General features: G+C 60.4%; 14 protein-coding genes. 13 read left to right on the forward strand and 1 reads right to left on the reverse strand.

Annotated features, from left to right (window positions below; translation table 11 throughout):
* The first annotated feature begins 409 nt into the window (after nt 1–409).
* The 3 genes from B5P46_RS23915 to B5P46_RS23925 all read left to right on the forward strand — a co-directional run bounded on the left by B5P46_RS23915 (nt 410) and on the right by B5P46_RS23925 (nt 5735).
* On the forward strand, nt 410–4291 hold the full coding sequence (locus B5P46_RS23915) for a beta strand repeat-containing protein (protein WP_129420873.1): 3882 nt from the start codon (nt 410–412) through the stop codon (nt 4289–4291).
* Nucleotides 4292–4421: 130 nt separating this feature from the next.
* Complete coding sequence (locus B5P46_RS23920) at nt 4422–4781, forward strand: VOC family protein (RefSeq protein WP_129420874.1); 360 nt, start codon at nt 4422–4424, stop codon at nt 4779–4781.
* A gap of 339 nt (nt 4782–5120) precedes the next feature.
* Nucleotides 5121–5735: a GntR family transcriptional regulator gene (locus tag B5P46_RS23925; RefSeq protein WP_129420875.1), complete on the forward strand. Its 615-nt coding sequence runs from the start codon at nt 5121–5123 to the stop codon at nt 5733–5735.
* 50 nt (nt 5736–5785) lie between these two features.
* Here B5P46_RS23925 and B5P46_RS23930 read toward each other — a convergent pair whose 3' ends face one another.
* Nucleotides 5786–6598 carry a ferredoxin--NADP reductase gene (locus B5P46_RS23930; RefSeq protein ID WP_003559318.1) on the reverse strand — a complete coding sequence of 271 codons (813 nt, stop codon included), beginning with the start codon at nt 6596–6598 and terminating at the stop codon, nt 5786–5788.
* A gap of 355 nt (nt 6599–6953) precedes the next feature.
* Here B5P46_RS23930 and pcsA point away from each other — a divergent pair, with 355 nt between their 5' ends.
* The 10 genes from pcsA (at nt 6954) to yjfF (ending at nt 18231) form a co-directional block, all read left to right on the forward strand.
* Complete coding sequence (gene pcsA / locus B5P46_RS23935) at nt 6954–7682, forward strand: phosphatidylcholine synthase (RefSeq protein ID WP_012757415.1); 729 nt, start codon at nt 6954–6956, stop codon at nt 7680–7682.
* A gap of 10 nt (nt 7683–7692) precedes the next feature.
* The gene (locus B5P46_RS23940; protein ID WP_129420876.1) at nt 7693–8673 is read left to right on the forward strand and encodes a quinone oxidoreductase family protein; all 981 of its coding nucleotides are present in this window, start codon (nt 7693–7695) and stop codon (nt 8671–8673) included.
* A gap of 39 nt (nt 8674–8712) precedes the next feature.
* Nucleotides 8713–10281, forward strand: coding sequence for an ABC transporter ATP-binding protein (locus B5P46_RS23945; protein WP_129420877.1), 1569 nt, complete (start codon nt 8713–8715; stop codon nt 10279–10281).
* Nucleotides 10271–11356 (forward strand): ABC transporter permease, encoded by a 1086-nt coding sequence (locus tag B5P46_RS23950; protein WP_129420878.1) that lies wholly within the window; start codon nt 10271–10273, stop codon nt 11354–11356. Before B5P46_RS23945 ends, B5P46_RS23950 begins: the two co-directional genes overlap by 11 nt.
* On the forward strand, nt 11353–12273 hold the full coding sequence (locus tag B5P46_RS23955) for an ABC transporter permease (RefSeq protein ID WP_129420879.1): 921 nt from the start codon (nt 11353–11355) through the stop codon (nt 12271–12273). Before B5P46_RS23950 ends, B5P46_RS23955 begins: the two co-directional genes overlap by 4 nt.
* Before the next feature lie 46 nt (nt 12274–12319).
* Nucleotides 12320–13396: a BMP family ABC transporter substrate-binding protein gene (locus tag B5P46_RS23960; protein ID WP_129420880.1), complete on the forward strand. Its 1077-nt coding sequence runs from the start codon at nt 12320–12322 to the stop codon at nt 13394–13396.
* A gap of 145 nt (nt 13397–13541) precedes the next feature.
* On the forward strand, nt 13542–14504 hold the full coding sequence (gene ytfQ, locus B5P46_RS23965) for a galactofuranose ABC transporter, galactofuranose-binding protein YtfQ (RefSeq protein ID WP_129420881.1): 963 nt from the start codon (nt 13542–13544) through the stop codon (nt 14502–14504).
* A 228-nt stretch (nt 14505–14732) separates the two neighbouring features.
* Nucleotides 14733–16256 carry a galactofuranose ABC transporter, ATP-binding protein YtfR gene (gene ytfR, locus B5P46_RS23970; protein WP_129420882.1) on the forward strand — a complete coding sequence of 508 codons (1524 nt, stop codon included), beginning with the start codon at nt 14733–14735 and terminating at the stop codon, nt 16254–16256.
* Nucleotides 16253–17266 (forward strand): ABC transporter permease, encoded by a 1014-nt coding sequence (locus B5P46_RS23975; protein ID WP_129420883.1) that lies wholly within the window; start codon nt 16253–16255, stop codon nt 17264–17266. Before ytfR ends, B5P46_RS23975 begins: the two co-directional genes overlap by 4 nt.
* Entirely contained in the window at nt 17263–18231 is a 969-nt protein-coding gene (gene yjfF, locus B5P46_RS23980; protein WP_129420884.1) for a galactofuranose ABC transporter, permease protein YjfF, read from the forward strand. The genes B5P46_RS23975 and yjfF overlap by 4 nt, the downstream gene beginning before the upstream one ends.
* Nucleotides 18232–18233: the final 2 nt, after the last annotated feature.

An 18233-nucleotide genomic window follows, 5' to 3' on the forward strand; every position in this document is an offset into this window, starting at 1 on the left:
ATTACCTTAAGAGGCTGGATTCAATCGGAAATATCGGTTTAGTTCGATCGCCGTCAGCGGGGTTGATCTACGGCGGGCATGAGTTTCGTGTGCTGTCAAGGTTTGAAATTAAAAGTTGCGCCTAGATTTCTATCCCCGTAACGATCTCGCGGGGAACTATTCTGGCGAAGGGGATGCGGTGCTTGGATAGGATGCAGCCTGACGGGTATCGGAGTTGTCTAGCCGCTTTAGGTAGCTCGTTCTCTTTTTCGTGCAACATCAATATGTTGGCGCTCAGGTCATTTTCACCCGCACGACGGATCGAACGGTCCTCTCCTATCTCATGAAACCAGCCAGCGACCACGCCGAACACGTGTTTCGGGACGAATAACATCATTCTTTTCAATATTTGAAACGCCAGGGGCTAAAAATGGCTGTTATTACAGGGACGGCAGGTAATGATACTTTGGTTGGCACGAGCGGAGACGATCAAATCTCTGGTCTCGACGGCAACGACACCCTCACCGGTGGTGCGGGCGCCGACCAGCTGATTGGCGGTGCGGGCACGGATATTGCCAATTATGAGAATGTGGCGACCGCGATCACTTTTAATTTGAAGACCGGGGTCTACACCGGCGATGCGGCAGGCGACACGTTCAGCGGCATCGAAGTGATCAGAGGCTCTGGCGCCAGTGATACTTTCATCGGCAACAGCATGACCATCACCTTGGATGGGACAAGCGGCATCGACACCGTCGATTATTCCGCCTCCACGGCAGCGGTCAACGTGACCCTCGGTAATCCCGGGGTAACGACGGTGGCATCGGGCGGCGACGCCCAGGGCAACAGCCTCGTCAACATCGAGCAGGTTGTCGGCTCGGCTTTCAATGACACGCTCGTCTTGACCTACGCGGCTCAGACGGCACAGGGCGGCGCCGGCAACGATACCTATGTCGTCAGCTATCAGAGCGCCGTCGTCACCGAAGCGGCAGGCGGCGGCGACGATGAGATCCGCACCGCGATATCCTACTCGATGGCGAACTACGCCAATGTCGAACGACTGACCTTCACCGGCACTGGAAACGCGACCCTGACGGGCAATGCCGGCGACAACATCATCACCGGCGGCACCGGCAACGACACCCTCACCGGTGGTGCGGGCGCCGACCAGCTGATTGGCGGTGCGGGCACGGATATTGCCAATTATGAGAATGTGGCGACCGCGATCACTTTTAATTTGAAGACCGGGGTCTACACCGGCGATGCGGCAGGCGACACGTTCAGCGGCATCGAAGTGATCAGAGGCTCTGGCGCCAGTGATACTTTCATCGGCAACAGCATGACCATCACCTTGGATGGGACAAGCGGCATCGACACCGTCGATTATTCCGCCTCCACGGCAGCGGTCAACGTGACCCTCGGTAATCCTGGGGTAACGACGGTCGCATCGGGCGGCGACGCCCAGGGCAACAGCCTCGTCAACATCGAGCAGGTTATCGGCTCGGCTTTCAATGACACGCTCGTCTTGACCTACGCGGCTCAGACGGCACAGGGCGGCGCCGGCAACGATACCTATGTCGTCAGCTATCAGAGCGCCGTCGTCACCGAAGCGGCAGGCGGCGGCGACGATGAGATCCGCACCGCGATATCCTACTCGATGGCGAACTACGCCAATGTCGAACGACTGACCTTCACCGGCACTGGAAACGCGATCCTGACGGGCAATGCCGGCGACAACGTCATTACCGGCGGCACCGGCAACGACACCCTCGCCGGCGGCGCGGGTGCGGACCAGCTGATTGGCGGCGCAGGGACGGATACCGCCAGCTATGCTAATGTGGCGACCGCGATCACTTTTAATTTGAAGACCGGGGTCTACACCGGCGATGCGGCAGGCGACACCTTCAGCAGCATCGAAGTGATCAGCGGCTCTGCCGCCAGCGACACCTTCATCGGCAATGCCATGACCATCACCTTGGACGGCGGCAGCGGCGTCGACACCATCGACTATTCCGCCTCGACTGCAGCCGTCAACGTGATTCTCGGTCTTGGGGTGACGACGGTCGCATCGGGCGGCGACGCTGAGGGCAACAGCCTCCTCAACTTCGAGCAGGTCATCGGCTCTGCCTTCAACGACACGCTCAGCTCGACCGCCCCGGCCGGCCAGACGCTGCAGGGCGGCGCCGGTAACGATACCTATGTCGTCGCCTACCAAGCCGGCATCATCACCGAAGCGGCAGGCGGCGGCGACGACGAGATCCGCACTCCTTGGACATCCTACACAATGGCGAACTACGCCAATGTCGAGCGTCTGACCTTCACCGGTACCGGAAACGCGTTTCTGACCGGCAATACCGGCAACAACATCATCACCGCAGGAACGGGCAACGATACCCTCACCGGCGGTGATGGCGATGACATTCTGATCGGCGGCGCCGGCGCCGATCAACTGATCGGCGGTGCGGGGACGGATACCGCCAGCTATGTCAATGCGGCGGCCGCAATCACCCTTAATTTGCAGACCGGCGTTCATACAGGCGACGCCGCTGGCGACACCTTCGACAGCATCGAAGCATTCGCAGGATCGAACTTCAACGACACCTTGATTGGCGGCGCCAGCGACGACATCCTCATCGGCGGCGCCGGCGCCGATCAACTGATCGGCGGTGCGGGGACGGATACCGCCAGCTATGCCAATGCGGCGGCTGCGATCACTCTTAATCTGAAGGCCGGGGTCCACACAGGCGACGCCGCCGGCGACACCTTCGACAGCATCGAGGCGTTCATCGGTTCGAACTTCAACGACACCTTCTTCAGCTCAGCTTCGGCGGACAATCTAAACGGTGGAGCCGGTACCCTCGATACGATCGATTATTCGCTCTCCAGTGCTGCGGTAAACGTCAACCTGACGACCAACGTCGTCAGCGGCGGCGATGCGGCCGGCGACGTTCTGGTCAACTTCGAGCGTGTCGTAGGATCATCCTTTGCCGACACGTTGGCCTCTTCCACTTCTGGACACACCCTCGTCGGAGGAGCCGGAGACGATATCTATCTTGCCGGCAACCAAGGCGTGACGATTACGGAGACCGCTGGCGGGGGCACGGACGAGATACGCACCACGCTGGCAACCTATTCAATGGCCGCCTTCGCCAATGTCGAGCGTCTGACCTTCACCGGTACCGGAAATGCGACACTGACCGGCAATGCCGGCAACAACGTCATATCAGGTGGAACGGGGAACGATACGCTGATTGGCGGCGCCGGCGCCGACCAGTTGATCGGTGGGGCCGGTACGGATACCGCCAGCTATGCCAATGCGGGGGCCACGGTCACTGTTAACCTGAAGACCGGGGTCCACATCGGCGACGCCGCTGGCGACACCTTCAGCAGCATCGAAGCGTACATCGGTTCTTCCTCCAAAGACACCTTCGTCGGCAACGGCACGGCCGTCACCTTCAACGGCGGCGTCGGCACCGACACCGTGAGCTATTCCAGCTCGGCTGCCGCCGTCAACGTGACCCTTGGGGCTGGCGGGGTGACGACGGTCGCATCGGGCGGCGATGCGGAAGGCAATCGCCTCCTCAACATCGAGCAGGTCATCGGCTCTGCCTTCAACGACACGCTCGGCTCGACTGCCACGACCACCCAGACGCTGCAGGGCGGCGGCGGCAACGATACCTATGTCGTCAGCTCCCAGAACACCGTCATCACCGAAGCGGCAGGCGGCGGCGATGACGAGATCCGCACCTCTGCAACGTCATATTCGATGGCGAACTACGCCAATGTCGAGCGCCTCACCTATACCGGAACCGGCAACACCACCCTGACCGGCAATGCCGGTGACAACATCATCACCGGCGGAACCGGCAATGATACGCTGAATGGCGGTGGCGGAAACGATCAGCTTCATGGCGGCAGCGGCGATGATACGCTCTTCAGCGGAGCTGGCGAATTCCACCTCTATGGTGGCGACGGCAACGACACTCTGAACCTAATATCGGGCCAAGGGTTTGCAGATGGCGGCAGCGACGGCGATACCTACCAGGTGAACATGCTTCTCGCGGCGACAATCAAGGACACCGGCATTGGAGGAAGTGACGCTGTGTATTTGGACAGGGTCCAGTCCTTGGCGGATTTTGATAACATGAGAATAGGGGACGATCTCGTCCTTCAATCTCATGCCGACGCGCAGCCTGGCACAGGGTATGAAAATGCCACGGTGATATTGGAGGACTGGTACGCCGGATCCAATACCATCGAGTTCTTCTACCTTGCAGACGGCACGCAGGTTTCGGGAACTCTGTTTAGTTGAGGCTCTGCAGCAAGGCAACTGTAAGAGGATTCAGTTGCCTTGCACTTGAAGCAACTTGAGGAAGCGTTCAAAACGCAAGATGTCTCTCACTCTTGTTAATCGGACGCAAGCACCATCGGAGGGAGGCATCATGCCGCTCAACAGGTTGGTGATCTATGCTGGGAATGTCGAGGAAACGGCGCGGTTTTATGAGAAGCACTTCGGTTTCAAGGCAACCAGCCTGCCGGGCGACAGGATCGTCGAACTCATCGCTCAGGACGGAGGTGCGAATATCATGTTGCACCAGGCCGCTAAGGGGCAGCGGAGCGGTCAATCTGCCGTAAAGCTGGTCTTCGACGTGGAGGACGTCGAGGCTTTTTGCAGACAATGCGCGGAAAACGGCCTGGAGTTCGGTGCGATCCATAAAGCCGATGGCTATCTGTTCGCCAATACAAAAGACCCGTGTCAAAATTCGATCTCGGTTTCCAGCCGGGCGTTTCGCAAGGGGTGACCGAGGGAAGTTACCGCGCGCTGTGCCTCTGTAGGCGAGGGCGAGTTTGAAAGCCAACCGCACTCTCCGTCCTCCTCGGCCTTGAGCCGAGGATCCATGCCGCGGCTGCTGATGGGTGCGTGGGATGCTCGGCTCAAGGCCGAGCATGACGGAGAGTGGGGCGGTCGGCAGGAGCCATTCACGGCGTAGACGCCCGTACCGGCAATGCCGTTCGCCGATTTTCAGCAGCCTCGCCTATGTTATCTATCTGTCTCTATTCTGATATTTCAATGCCGACTTGTCTTCGGTTTTTGACCGTGCCACTATGTGATATATCAGAGTTGGCGACGGAGCTCCGTATTGCAGACTTCACAAAGCCATCTTGCCTATCTCGCGCTGGAACATCTGATCGTGACGCTGGCGCTGGAGCCCGGCGCGCTCGTCACTGAAAAACAGCTGATCGATATGGCGGGCCACGGACGTACGCCGGTGCGCGAGGCGATCCAGAAGCTCGCCTGGCAGGGGTTGATCCTGGTCAAGCCGCGCGTCGGGCTGCAGGTCGCCGAAATCGCGCCCGAGGATCATGGCAATGTCATGCAGGTGCGCCGCGAGCTGGAGCCGATCGCGGCAAGCCTTGTCGCTGAACATGCGAGCGACGAACAGCGCGCGCGTCTCATCGACTGCGCCCGCGCGATGGAGGAATGCGCCGTCACCGGCGATCTCGCCGGCTTCTTCGCCGCCGACAAGGCCTTCGACGAAATCCTTGAAGATGCCTGCCCGAACGGCTTCATCACGGCAGCACTCGGCCCGGTGCAGACGCATTCACGTCGCCTCTGGTACTCCAAGGCAAGCCCGGAGCGCATGGACCGCGCTATCTCGCTGCACGTCGCCGTCATCCGCGCCATCCATCAGGGCAGGCCGGATGAAGCGCGCGCCACCATGGCGGTGCTGATCGACTACCTCAGCCGGACATAGAAACGGCCCCGTTTCCGGAGCCGTTCATAGATCGGATTGTCAGAGATGCTTTAGCCGACGAAAGCGCGCTCGATGACGAATTCGGCGGGCTTGCTGTTGGCGCCTTCATCGAGGCCGGCCTTCTCGAGCAGTTCCTTGGTATCCTTCAGCATGGCCGAGGAACCGCAGATCATGCCGCGGTCGATCACCGGGTCGAGCGGTGGCACACCGAGATCGGTGAACAGCTTGCCGGACGAGATCAGGTCGGTGATGCGGCCGCGATATTCGAAATCCTCGCGCGTGACTGTCGGATAATGGCGCAGCTTGTCGCCGACGACCTCCTTCAGCAGCTCGTCGTTCTGGATCTCGTGCACGAGGTCGAAGCCGTATTTCAGCTCGGCGACATCGCGTGTCGTATGGGTGAGGATGACTTCCTCGAACTTTTCATAGGTCTCGGGATCGCGGATCAGGCTGGCGAAAGGCGCAATGCCCGTTCCCGTCGAGAACATGTAGAGACGACGGCCGGGCGTCAGCGCATCGAGCACCAGCGTGCCCGTCGGCTTCTTGCGCATCAGCACCTGGTCGCCCGGCTTGATCGCCTGCAGATGTGAGGTGAGCGGACCGTCCGGCACCTTGATCGAGAAGAATTCAAGCTCTTCGGCCCAGGCGGGGCTCGCGATCGAATAGGCGCGGAAGACTGGCTTGCCCTCGACCATCAGCCCGATCATCGCGAATTCGCCGGAACGGAAACGGAAGCCCTGCGGCCGGGTCATCGTGAAGCGGAAGAGCCGGTCGGTATAGTGCGTGACATCGAGCACCGTCTCGGCATAGACGCCGGCGGGGATGGACGAGGCGAAGTCTTCGGTCTTTGCAGGCGCGTTCATTGCGGTAGAGGATCCCGTTTCGTCGGATGAACTGTCGGATGCGAGCGAGATATTACATATCGGGCCGGAATTAAAGGCATTCCATTCCACGCGACGCTTCTAAAGGGAAATATGCATGTCATTGTCAGGATTCAATGGGGAGCAAGGGGCGGGTGGGGAATGTCGTATTTCCCGCTGGCGAAGCCCGGCAAAGGATGCATATTAGAGCAGCACGCCGGAAACGGATGCCGGTTTCGGCAAAAACGGTGCGACAACAAAGACCTACGGCGTCGGACCCGATTCAGCAACAGGGTTGGGCGTTGGTGGCGAAAAAAAGATGCTTGCCGGAGCGAGCGCGATAGGCGGTCGGGGGAATATGAAGATTTTCAACTACAAGCGTGTTCCTTATGCGGAGATGCGCGCCTTTTCCGTCCATATCCTGACGGCATCCGGCTCCTTCCTTGCCTTTCTCGGCGTCGTTGCCGCCGCCGAGCACCGCTTCATCGACATGTTCTGGTGGCTGGGCCTCGCCCTTCTGGTTGACGGCATAGACGGGCCGATCGCCCGTAAGGTGCGTGTCAAGGAAGTGCTGCCGAACTGGTCGGGCGATACGCTCGACAATATCATCGATTACGTCACCTATGTGCTTCTGCCGGCCTTCGCGCTTTATCAAAGCGGCATGATCGGCGAGCCCTGGTCCTTCGTCGCCGCCGGCATGATCGTCGTCTCCAGCGCCATCTATTATGCCGATATGGGCATGAAGACGGACGAGTATTTCTTCTCCGGCTTCCCCGTCGTCTGGAACATGATCGTCTTCACGCTGTTCGTTATCGATGCCAGCGCCACGACGGCGCTTACCGTCGTCATCGTCTCGGTGGTGCTGACCTTCCTGCCGATCAATTTCCTCCACCCGGTCCGGGTCAAAAGGCTGCGCCCGCTCAACCTCGGCGTCTTCTTCCTGTGGTCGGCGCTCGGCATTTTTTCGCTGCTGATGCATTTCGACACACCCGAATGGGCGCTCATTCTCTTCATCGTGACCGGAGCCTATCTTTACGTCATCGGCGCGGTGCTGCAATTCTTCCCCGCCCTTGGACGCGAAGCATAGGACAGGCAAGATGACCAAAACGCAGGCGGTTTCATTCTCGAGGACAGGCGGGCCGGAGGTTTTCGACTATGTCGAGATCGATCTTCCTCCGCCCTCAGCCGGTGAGGTGCAGATCAGGCAGGCGGCGGTCGGGCTTAATTTCATCGATGTCTATTTCCGCAACGGCACCTACAAGACGCCGCATCTGCCCTTCGTCACCGGCAAGGAGGGCGCCGGCACCGTGACATCGGTCGGCCCCGGCGTGGAGGAGTTCAAGGTCGGCGACCGTGTCGCCTATGCCGGCGCTGATGGCGCCTATAGCGCCGAACGCAATGTTGAGACGCGGCATCTGGTGCATGTGCCCGAGGGAATCGAGCTCGAAACGGCAGCGGCGATGATGCTGAAGGGCATGACTGCCGAATATCTCTTGAATCGCACCTTCAAGGTCGGCCCGCAGACGGTCCTGCTGTTCCACGCCGCTGCCGGCGGCGTCGGCTTGATCGCTGGCCAGTGGGCAAAAGCGCTCGGCGCCACTGTCATCGGCACGGCGGGCTCCGAAGACAAGATCGAGCTGGCGCTTGCCCATGGCTACGACCATGTGATCAACTACAAGAGCGACAGCTTCGTCGACCGTGTCCGCGACATCACCGGCGGCAAGGGCGTGGATGTCGTCTACGATTCGATCGGCCGGGATACTTTTCCACAGTCGCTCGATTGTCTGAAACCGCGCGGCCTTTTTGCCTCCTTCGGCCAATCTTCCGGGCCGATCGAGAATTTCACCCTCGCAATGCTGGCCCAGAGGGGCTCGCTCTTTGCGACGCGGCCGACACTCTTCACCTACATCGCCGCGCGCCAGGAACTGATCGACAGTGCCAAAGCGCTATTTGATATTGTGCAAAGCAACAAAGTGCGTATCAATATCAATCAAACCTATCCGCTGCGTGAGGTTGGGCAGGCTCACGCGGATCTGGAAACAAGAAAAACAACAGGAACGACGCTGCTGATTCCATGAGATCCGAACGGACCGGTTGGCAGAAGAAATGAGGGGAACGTGTCGCCATTGAATGTGCCGGATTCCGGTGCGTTATTATCGGTCCAGAAGCTAACGAAGTTCTTCGGTGGCTTTGCAGCCTGCAATGAAATCGATCTCGATATAGCGCCGGGCGAAATTCATGCGCTTCTCGGCGAAAATGGTGCAGGCAAATCCACCCTGGTGAAGATGCTGTTCGGCGTTCTCGAGCCGACGGGCGGGCATATCCTCTGGCAGGGCCAGCCGGTTGCGATCGCGTCGCCCGGTGAAGCCCGCAAGCTCGGCATCGGCATGGTGTTCCAGCATTTTTCGCTGTTCGAGGCGCTGACGGTTGCCGAAAATATCGCGCTGTCGCTCGATGACGCCATTCCGATCGACAGAATCGCCGAGGAGGCGAGGGCGCTGTCCATCGCCTACGGCCTGCCGCTCGATCCGCATGCCCATGTCGCCGATCTCTCGGTCGGCGAGCGACAGCGCATCGAGATCGTCCGCGCGCTGCTGCAGAACCCGAAGCTGATCATCCTCGACGAGCCGACCTCGGTGCTGACGCCGCAGGAAGCCGACAAGCTGTTCGAAACGCTGTTCAAACTGCGCGCCGAGGGGCGCTCGGTTCTTTATATCAGCCACCGCCTAGAGGAGGTGCAGCGCATCTGCGATCGCGCCACCGTGCTGCGCCATGGCCGTGTGACGGGCGCCTGCGATCCGAAGCAGGAAACGCCTGCCTCGCTCGCACGCATGATGGTCGGCAGCGAAGTGGCGACCGTCACGCATCCGGAGCGCAGCGACAGGGGCGAGGTGCAGCTTGCGGTCGCCAACCTTTCCGTCGCCGCGCGCACCCCCTTCGCCATGCCGCTGCGTGATGTGTCGATGGCGGTGCGCTCCGGCGAGATCCTCGCCATTGCCGGTGTCGCGGGCAACGGGCAGAGCGAGCTCTTCGACGCATTGTCCGGCGAATATCCCGTTGTTTCGGCCGAGGCGATCGTCATCCGCAAAAAGCCTGTCGGCAATCAGGGCATTACCGCCCGCCGTCTGCTCGGCGCCGGCTTCGTGCCGGAAGAGCGCCACGGCCATGCCGCCGTCTCCGCCATGAAACTGTCCGACAATCTCGTCCTTGCCCGCAGCCAGTCGGACCGCAAGGCGTTTCTGGGCCTCTTCGGCATCATCCGCCGCGCTGCAGTGAAATCCGCCGCAAGGCGCATTTCCGAGGCGATGGACGTCCGCAAGAGCGGCGATGACCCGGCTGCCGGCTCCCTGTCAGGCGGCAACCTGCAGAAATTTATCGTCGGGCGCGAGCTCGACCGTCAGCCGGCAGTACTCGTCGTCAACCAGCCGACCTGGGGCGTCGATGCGGGGGCTGCAAGCCGCATCCGCCAGGCGCTCGTCGATCTCGCAAGAAGCGGTTCGGCCGTCGTCGTCATCAGCCAGGACCTCGACGAGATCTTCGAAGTGGCGACCGATATTGCCGTCATCTGCGAGGGCCGTCTTTCCCGCCCGTTTCCAGCGGGCGAACTGACGCGGGAAAGGATCGGACTGCTGATGGGCGGACTGCACGAGAGCAGCTCTCCCCCGGAGGCGCCCCATGCGCATTGAACTTGAAAAACGCCCCGACGTCTCGAAGCTTTTTGCCTTCGTCTCGCCGCTGCTTGCCCTTGTCCTGACGCTGGTATTCGGCGCCATCATGTTCGCCATGCTCGGCAAGGACCCGGACGCCGCGCTGGAATCCTTCTTCATCGAGCCGCTGCTCGAGGTCTGGTCGCTGCACGAACTGGCGATCAAGGCGGCGCCCCTGATCCTGATCGCCGTCGGCCTGGCCGTCTGTTATCGCTCGAACAACTGGAATATCGGCGCCGAAGGCCAGTTCACCATCGGCGCCATCACCGGCTCCTATCTGCCGATCGTCTTCTACGACTGGCATTCGCCGCTCGTGCTGCCGCTGATGCTGATCCTAGGCGCACTCGGCGGTGCGCTTTTCGCCGCCATTCCGGCGCTGCTGAAGGCGCATTTCAACACCAATGAGATCCTGACATCGCTGATGCTGGTCTATGTCGCCCAGCTCTTCCTCGACTGGCTGATCCGCGGCGCCTGGCGCGATCCGAAGGGCTTCAACTTTCCCGTTTCGCGTGATTTCGCGCCGGAAGCAGTGCTGCCGGCGATCTGGGAAGAATCGGGCCGCGCCCATTGGGCCTTCATCTTCGCCATTGTCGCCGCAATCGGTGCCTGGTTCATGCTGCGTTATACGCTGAAAGGCTTCGAGATCGTTGTGCTCGGCCAATCGGAACGGGCAGGGCGCTTTGCCGGATTCTCGTCGAAGAAGATGATCTGGTTCAGCTTTCTCTTCTCTGGCGCTCTTGCCGGCCTTGCTGGCATCAGCGAGGTTTCCGGCTCGATCGGCCATTTGCAACCGGCGATCTCACCGGGCTACGGCTTCACCGCCATCATCGTCGCCTTCCTCGGCCGCCTCAATCCGCTCGGCATCATCGCATCCGGCCTGGTGCTGGCGTTGACCTATCTCGGCGGCGAGGCAGCACAGCTTTCGCTCGGCGTTTCCGACAAGGTCACCCGCGTCTTCCAGGGCCTGCTGCTCTTCTTCGTGCTCTCCTGCGATACGCTGATCTATTACAACATCCGCATTGTCTGGTCGCGGGTAAGGGGCAGGGCGGCATGAGCATCTTCGAAGCCATTCTGCTGACTGTCATCACCGCCTCCACACCGCTCGTCATCGCCGCACTTGGCGAACTCGTGACCGAGCGCTCCGGCGTTCTCAATCTCGGTGTCGAAGGCATGATGATCATGGGCGCGGTCGGTGCCTTTGCTGCGGCACAGCTCACCGGCTCGGCCTATATCGGCATTGTCGGCGGTATCGTCAGCGGCGCGCTGTTTTCGCTGTTCTTCGCCTTCCTGACGTTGACACTCGTTGCTAATCAGGTGGCGACAGGTCTTGCGCTGACGATCCTTGGCCTCGGCGCCTCCGGCATGCTTGGCGAGGCGTTTGTCGGTGCGCCCGGCGTCCGGCTGCTGCCGATCGAAATCCCGGTGCTTTCCGCCATTCCCTATGTCGGAACGGTCCTCTTCAAGCAGGATTTGATCTTCTACCTGTCGATCCTGCTCGTTATCGCCGTCAACTGGTTCCTCTTCAAGAGTCGCACCGGCCTGAAGATCCGCGCCATCGGTGACAATCACGCCTCGGCGCATGCGCTCGGTATCGACGTCATCCGCATGCGCTACCTCGCCGTGATGTTCGGCGGCGCCTGCGCCGGCCTTGCCGGCGCGCAGCTGTCGCTGATCTATACGCCGCAATGGACAGAGAACATGTCCGGCGGGCGCGGCTGGATCGCGCTGGCGCTCGTCGTCTTCTCCTCCTGGCGGCCTTGGCGCCTGCTGGCCGGCGGTTATCTCTTTGGGGCGGTAACAATCCTGCAACTGCACGCGCAGGCCTTCGGCATCGGCATTCCCTCGCAGTTCCTCTCGATGCTGCCCTATGCGGCGACGGTTGTGGTCCTCATCATCATCTCGCATAATCGGCGCACGACGTTGATCAATACGCCGGCCTCGCTCGGCAAAGCCTTCGTGCCGGACCGGTGAGCAACAACAAGACGGGTTTCGAAACTTCCAACCAACAGGGATCAATATGAAAAAACTTGCACTTGCTCTCGCAGCGACAGCTGCCCTCGTTCTGAGCATCGGTTCGGCCGCCGAAGCGGCTGACAAGACCAAGGTCTGCTTCGTTTATGTCGGCACCCGCACCGACGGCGGCTGGACGCAGGCCCATGAGAACGGCCGCCTCCAGGTCGAGAAGGAATTCGGCGACAAGATCGAGACGCCCTACCTCGAAAGCGTTCCGGAAGGCCCGGATGCCGAACGCGCCATCGAGCGCATGGCCCGCTCCGGTTGCTCGCTGATTTTCACCACGTCCTTCGGTTTCATGGACCCGACTATTGCCGTCGCCAAGAAGTTCCCGAAAGTGAAGTTCGAGCATGCGACAGGCTTCAAGGCCGCCGACAATGTCGCGACCTACAATTCCCGCTTCTATGAAGGCCGCTACATCAGTGGCATTATCGCCGGCAAGCTCTCGAAAACCGGCACGGCCGGCTATATCGCCTCCTTCCCGATCCCCGAGGTGGTGATGGGCATCAATGCCTTCGAAACTGGCGCCAAGTCGGTCAATCCAAACTTCAAGATGAAGGTTATCTGGGTCAACACGTGGTTCGACCCGGGCAAGGAAGCCGATGCCGCCAAGGCGCTGATCGACCAGGGCGTCGATATCCTCACCCAGCACACGGACACGACCGCTCCAATGCAGGTCGCCGAGCAGCGCGGCGTCAAGGCCTTCGGCCAGGCTTCCGACATGATCAAGGCTGGTCCGAACGTCCAGCTGACCGCGATCATCGACACCTGGGGCAATTATTACGTCAAGCGCGTCAAGGCGCTTCTCGACGGCAACTGGAAGTCAGAGCAGAGCTGGGACGGCCTCAAGGACGGCATCCTGACGATGGCGCCCTATAGCAACATGCCCGACGACGTGAAGAAACTCGCCGAGGAGACCGAAGCCAAGATCAAATCCGGCGAACTGCATCCCTTCACCGGCCCGATCAACAAGCAGGACGGCACACCCTGGCTGAAGGCCGGCGAGAAGGCCAATGACGCAACGCTGCTCGGCATGAACTTCTATGTCGAAGGTGTGGACGATAAGCTGCCGGGTAAATAGTCCCGTAGGCTATCTCGCGGATGCGAAGAGCGCCCTTGTGGGCGCTCTTTTTTTGCTGCAATGCATCCCAAGATTCCGATTTACAAAAGTAATACTATATGATTTTTTGACCCTGCGCCGCGAGATGCGGCATTGGGAGGAAATCATGAAATTGAAGACTGCACTTTTGAGTGCCACGATTCTGGCTGCCTGCATGTTCGGTTCGGCTTCGGCCGCCGGCCTCACTGTCGGCTTCTCGCAGATCGGCTCGGAATCGGGCTGGCGTGCGGCTGAAACCACCGTGACCAAGGAGCAGGCCAAGAAGCGCGGCATCGATCTGAAGTTTGCCGATGCGCAGCAGAAGCAGGAAAACCAGATCAAGGCTTTGCGCTCCTTCATTGCTCAGGGCGTCGATGCCATTCTGATTGCTCCGGTCGTCGAAACCGGCTGGGACGACGTTCTTAAGGAAGCCAAGGAAGCCGCAATCCCGGTCATCCTTCTCGACCGTACGATCAAGGCTCCCGACGATCTCTACCTGACGGCGGTTACGTCAGACCTGGTGCATGAAGGCAAGGTTGCAGGCGACTTCCTGGTCAAGACCGTCGGCGACAAGAAGTGCAATGTCGTCGAGCTGCAGGGCACCACCGGTTCGTCGCCGGCCATCGCCCGCAAGAAGGGCTTCGAAGAGGCTCTTGCCGGCCACGACAACCTCAAGATCGTTCGCAGCCAGACCGGTGACTTCACCCGCACCAAGGGCAAGGAAGTCATGGAAAGTTTCCTGAAGGCCGAGAATGGCGGCAAGGATATCTGCGCTCTCTACGCCCATAACGACGACATGGCCGTCGGCGCCATCCAGGCGATCAAGGAAGCCGGCCTGAAGCCTGGCAAGGATATCCTCGTTGTCTCCATCGACGCCGTGCCCGATATCTTCAAGGCCATGTCCGAAGGCGAGGCCAATGCCACGGTCGAGCTGACGCCGAATATGGCAGGTCCGGCCTTCGATGCGCTCGAAGCCTATCTGAAGGACAAGAAGGCTCCGGCCAAGTGGATCCAGACCGAGTCGAAGCTCTACACGCCTGCCGACGAGCCGATGAAGGTCTACGAAGAGAAGAAGGGTCAGGGCTACTGATCTGATGTGACACCGCTGCATAATTCCTTCAATCGGCATTCGATTTCTGGAAAAAATCATGCAGCAATTCAAAGCGCTACAGCGTCCTTATGCGTCTCGAAAAGACGAGGGCGCTGTAGAACCGCACCGGCCCGTCATGGACCGGTGCGGAACTGCCTTTGCCGCCTTGGGACGTCATGTCCGGCCGCGGCGCGGCTTTTGCCGTCAATATCAGGAAAACAGACCCTTATGATTCACGATTTCGAGAACGTTCTCGCGGCCTCCGGAATATCGAAATTCTTTCCAGGCGCAGTGGCGCTGGATAAGGTCGATTTCACGCTCCGCAGAGGCGAGGTGCACGCATTGCTGGGTGAAAACGGCGCCGGCAAGTCGACGCTGATCAAGTGCATCACCGGCGCCTATCATCGTGACGAGGGCAGCCTGACGCTGGACGGCCAGGAAATCAATCCGGCCAATACGCTCGCCGCCCAGAAGCTCGGCATCGGCACGGTGTACCAGGAGGTCAATCTCCTTTCCAATCTGAGCGTCGCCGAAAATCTCTTTCTCGGACGCCAGCCAAGGCGTTTCGGCATGACCGACGTCCGTGCGATGAACCGCAAGGCGCGCGATCTGCTCGCCGGCTACGGCATCGATATCGACGTTACTGCTGAGCTCGGCCGTTTTTCCGTCGCTGTCCAGCAGGTGGTTGCCATCGCCCGCGCCGTTGATCTTTCCGGTAAGGTGCTGATCCTCGACGAGCCCACAGCAAGCCTCGACAACCAGGAGGTGGCGCTGCTCTTCCGGATCATCGAGGACCTCAAGAAGCGCGGCCTGGGCATCGTTTTCATCACCCATTTTCTCGAGCAGGTCTATGCGATCAGCGACCGTATTACCGTGCTGCGCAACGGCAAGCTCGTCGGTACCCGCGACGCCGCCGATCTGCCGCGCCAGGGCCTGATTGCCATGATGCTCGGTCGCGAGCTGGCGCATGTCGAGGAGACGGTGAGGGAACACAGCCTTGCGGCAGGCGAAGTCCGATATCGTTTCTCAGGCTACGGCAAACGCGGCAAGGTCAAACCTTTCGACCTTGAGGTGCGAGCCGGAGAGGTGGTCGGCGTTGCCGGGCTGCTCGGCTCCGGTCGTACCGAAACAGCCGAACTTCTCTTCGGCATCGAACATGCCGACAGCGGCAGCGCCACGATCGACGGCCAGCCGGTAACGCTTTCGAGCCCGCGCGCCGCAATCGAAAAAGGCTTTGGCTTCTGCCCCGAGGACCGCAAGACCGATGGCATCATCGGCGACCTGTCAATCAGGGAGAACATCGCACTTGCGCTCCAGGCCCGCCGCGGCTGGACGCGGCCGCTTTCACGCGCCGAGCAGAATGCGCTTGCCGACCGCTACATCAAGGCGCTCGATATTCGCACCACCGATCGCGAGAAGCCGATCCGGCTGCTTTCCGGCGGCAATCAGCAGAAGGCGATCCTCGCCCGCTGGCTGGCGACCAATCCGAAGTTTCTGATCCTCGACGAGCCGACCCGCGGCATCGATGTCGGCGCCCATGCCGAGATCATCCGGCTCATCGAACAACTCTGCGCCGATGGCATGTCGCTGATCGTGATTTCCTCGGAACTTGAAGAACTTGTCGCCTATAGTTCACGTGTCATCGTACTTCGCGACAGGCAACATATCGCCGAATTGACAGGCGAACGTATCACCGCGGCCGGCATCGTCGAAGCCATTGCCGCCGCCGAACACAAGATGGAGAATGCATGAGGTCCTCGCTGAAGGCGCTGGCCTATCGCCTGGCGCCGCAATTGATTGCGCTCGTTGTCATTCTTTTGTTGAATTTCATCACGTCGCCGCAGTTTTTTAATGTCGTGGTTCAGAACGACCGGCTTTATGGAAGCCTGATCGATGTGCTCAATCGCGGCGCGCCGGTGGCGCTGCTGGCGATCGGCATGACGCTGGTCATTGCCACCAAGGGCATCGACCTTTCCGTCGGCGCGATCATCGCGATCTGCGGCGCCGTCGCGGCATCGTCGATTGTGTCAGGAAATTCAGTTGCTTATACCGTTATCCTAACGCTTGCTATCGGGCTTGCCTGCGGCGTCTGGAACGGTTTCCTGGTGGCAGTCCTCAATATCCAGCCGATCATTGCGACGCTGGTGCTGATGGTGGCCGGCCGCGGCATCGCCCAGCTCATCACCGAAGGCGCCATCCTGACCTTCAACGATGACGGGCTGACCTTCTTCGGCAGCGGTTCCATGGCTCTCCTGCCGATGCCTGTCGTCATCTGGCTTCTCGTCGGCCTGCTCGTCATCCTGCTTGTGCGCCGCACGGCGCTCGGCATGCTGATCGAAGCCGTCGGCATCAATCGCCGCGCCAGCACGCTCTCCGGCATTCAAACGCCGGTGCTGCTGATGGCGGTCTATATGCTGAGCGGGCTCTGTGCCTCGATCGCTGGCATCATCGTCGCAGCCGACATCAAGGGCGCCGATGCCAACAATGCCGGCCTATGGCTGGAACTCGACGCGATCCTCGCCGTCGTCGTCGGCGGCAATTCGCTGCTCGGCGGCCGCTTCAGCATTCTCGGATCGCTGATCGGCGCGATGATCATCCAGGCGGTGAACACCGGCATCCTGTCCGCCGGCTTCCCGCCTGAATTCAACCTGATCATCAAGGCCGTCATCATTATCGTCATCCTCGTCATCCAGTCGCCGGCGGTACAATCGCTCGCCATCTTCGCCAGCCGCCGGCAGGGCGGTAGGGAGCAGCCGAAATGAACTCCAAATACCTGCCGCTGCTTGCGACCATCGTCATCTTCGTGCTCGCCTATGCCGGCTGCGCGCTGCAATATCCGAACATGCTATCGACGCGCGTCATCGGCAATCTTTTGACCGACAACGCCTTTCTCGGCATCGCTGCCGTCGGCATGACCTTTGTCATCATTTCGGGCGGCATCGATTTGTCGATCGGCTCGGTTATCGCCTTTACCGGCGTTTTCCTCGCGGTGATCCTTGAGAACACCTCGATCCATCCGCTGCTCGCCTTTGCGATCGTGCTGGTCATCACCACTGCCTTCGGCGGTATCATGGGCGCGATCATCCACTATCTCGAAATGCCGGCCTTCATCGTCACCCTTGCCGGCATGTTCCTGGCGCGCGGCATGGCCTTCGTGCTCTCGATCGACAGCATCCCGATCAACCACGAATATTATTCGATGCTGACGAGCCTCTATTACCGACTGCCCGGCGGCGGGCGGCTGACGCTGATCGGCGGCATCATGCTTCTGGTCTTTGCCGTCGGCATCTTCATCGCCCAGCGCACCCGTTTCGGCACCAACGTCTATGCGCTCGGCGGCGGCACGCAGACGGCGCGGCTGATGGGCGTGCCGGTCGGCCGCACGACAATCCAGATCTATGCGCTCTCGGGCTTTCTGGCGGGGCTATCCGGGATCGTTTTTTCGCTGTACACCTCTGCCGGATATTCTCTTGCAGCAGTCGGCGTCGAACTCGATGCCATCGCGGCGGTCGTCATTGGGGGGACGCTGCTGACCGGAGGAGCGGGATTCGTGGCGGGAACCTTGATCGGTATCCTGATCCAGGGGCTCATTCAGACCTACATCACCTTCGACGGCACGCTGTCGAGCTGGTGGACCAAGATCCTGATTGGCCTTTTGCTGTTTGCATTCATCCTGATGCAGAAAGCCATCCTGTTCGTGTCCAGTCTGAACAAGAGGTACGCCTGAGG

Origin of the sequence: Rhizobium leguminosarum (genome assembly GCF_004123835.1) — a bacterium.
Lineage (GTDB): Bacteria > Pseudomonadota > Alphaproteobacteria > Rhizobiales > Rhizobiaceae > Rhizobium > Rhizobium leguminosarum_M.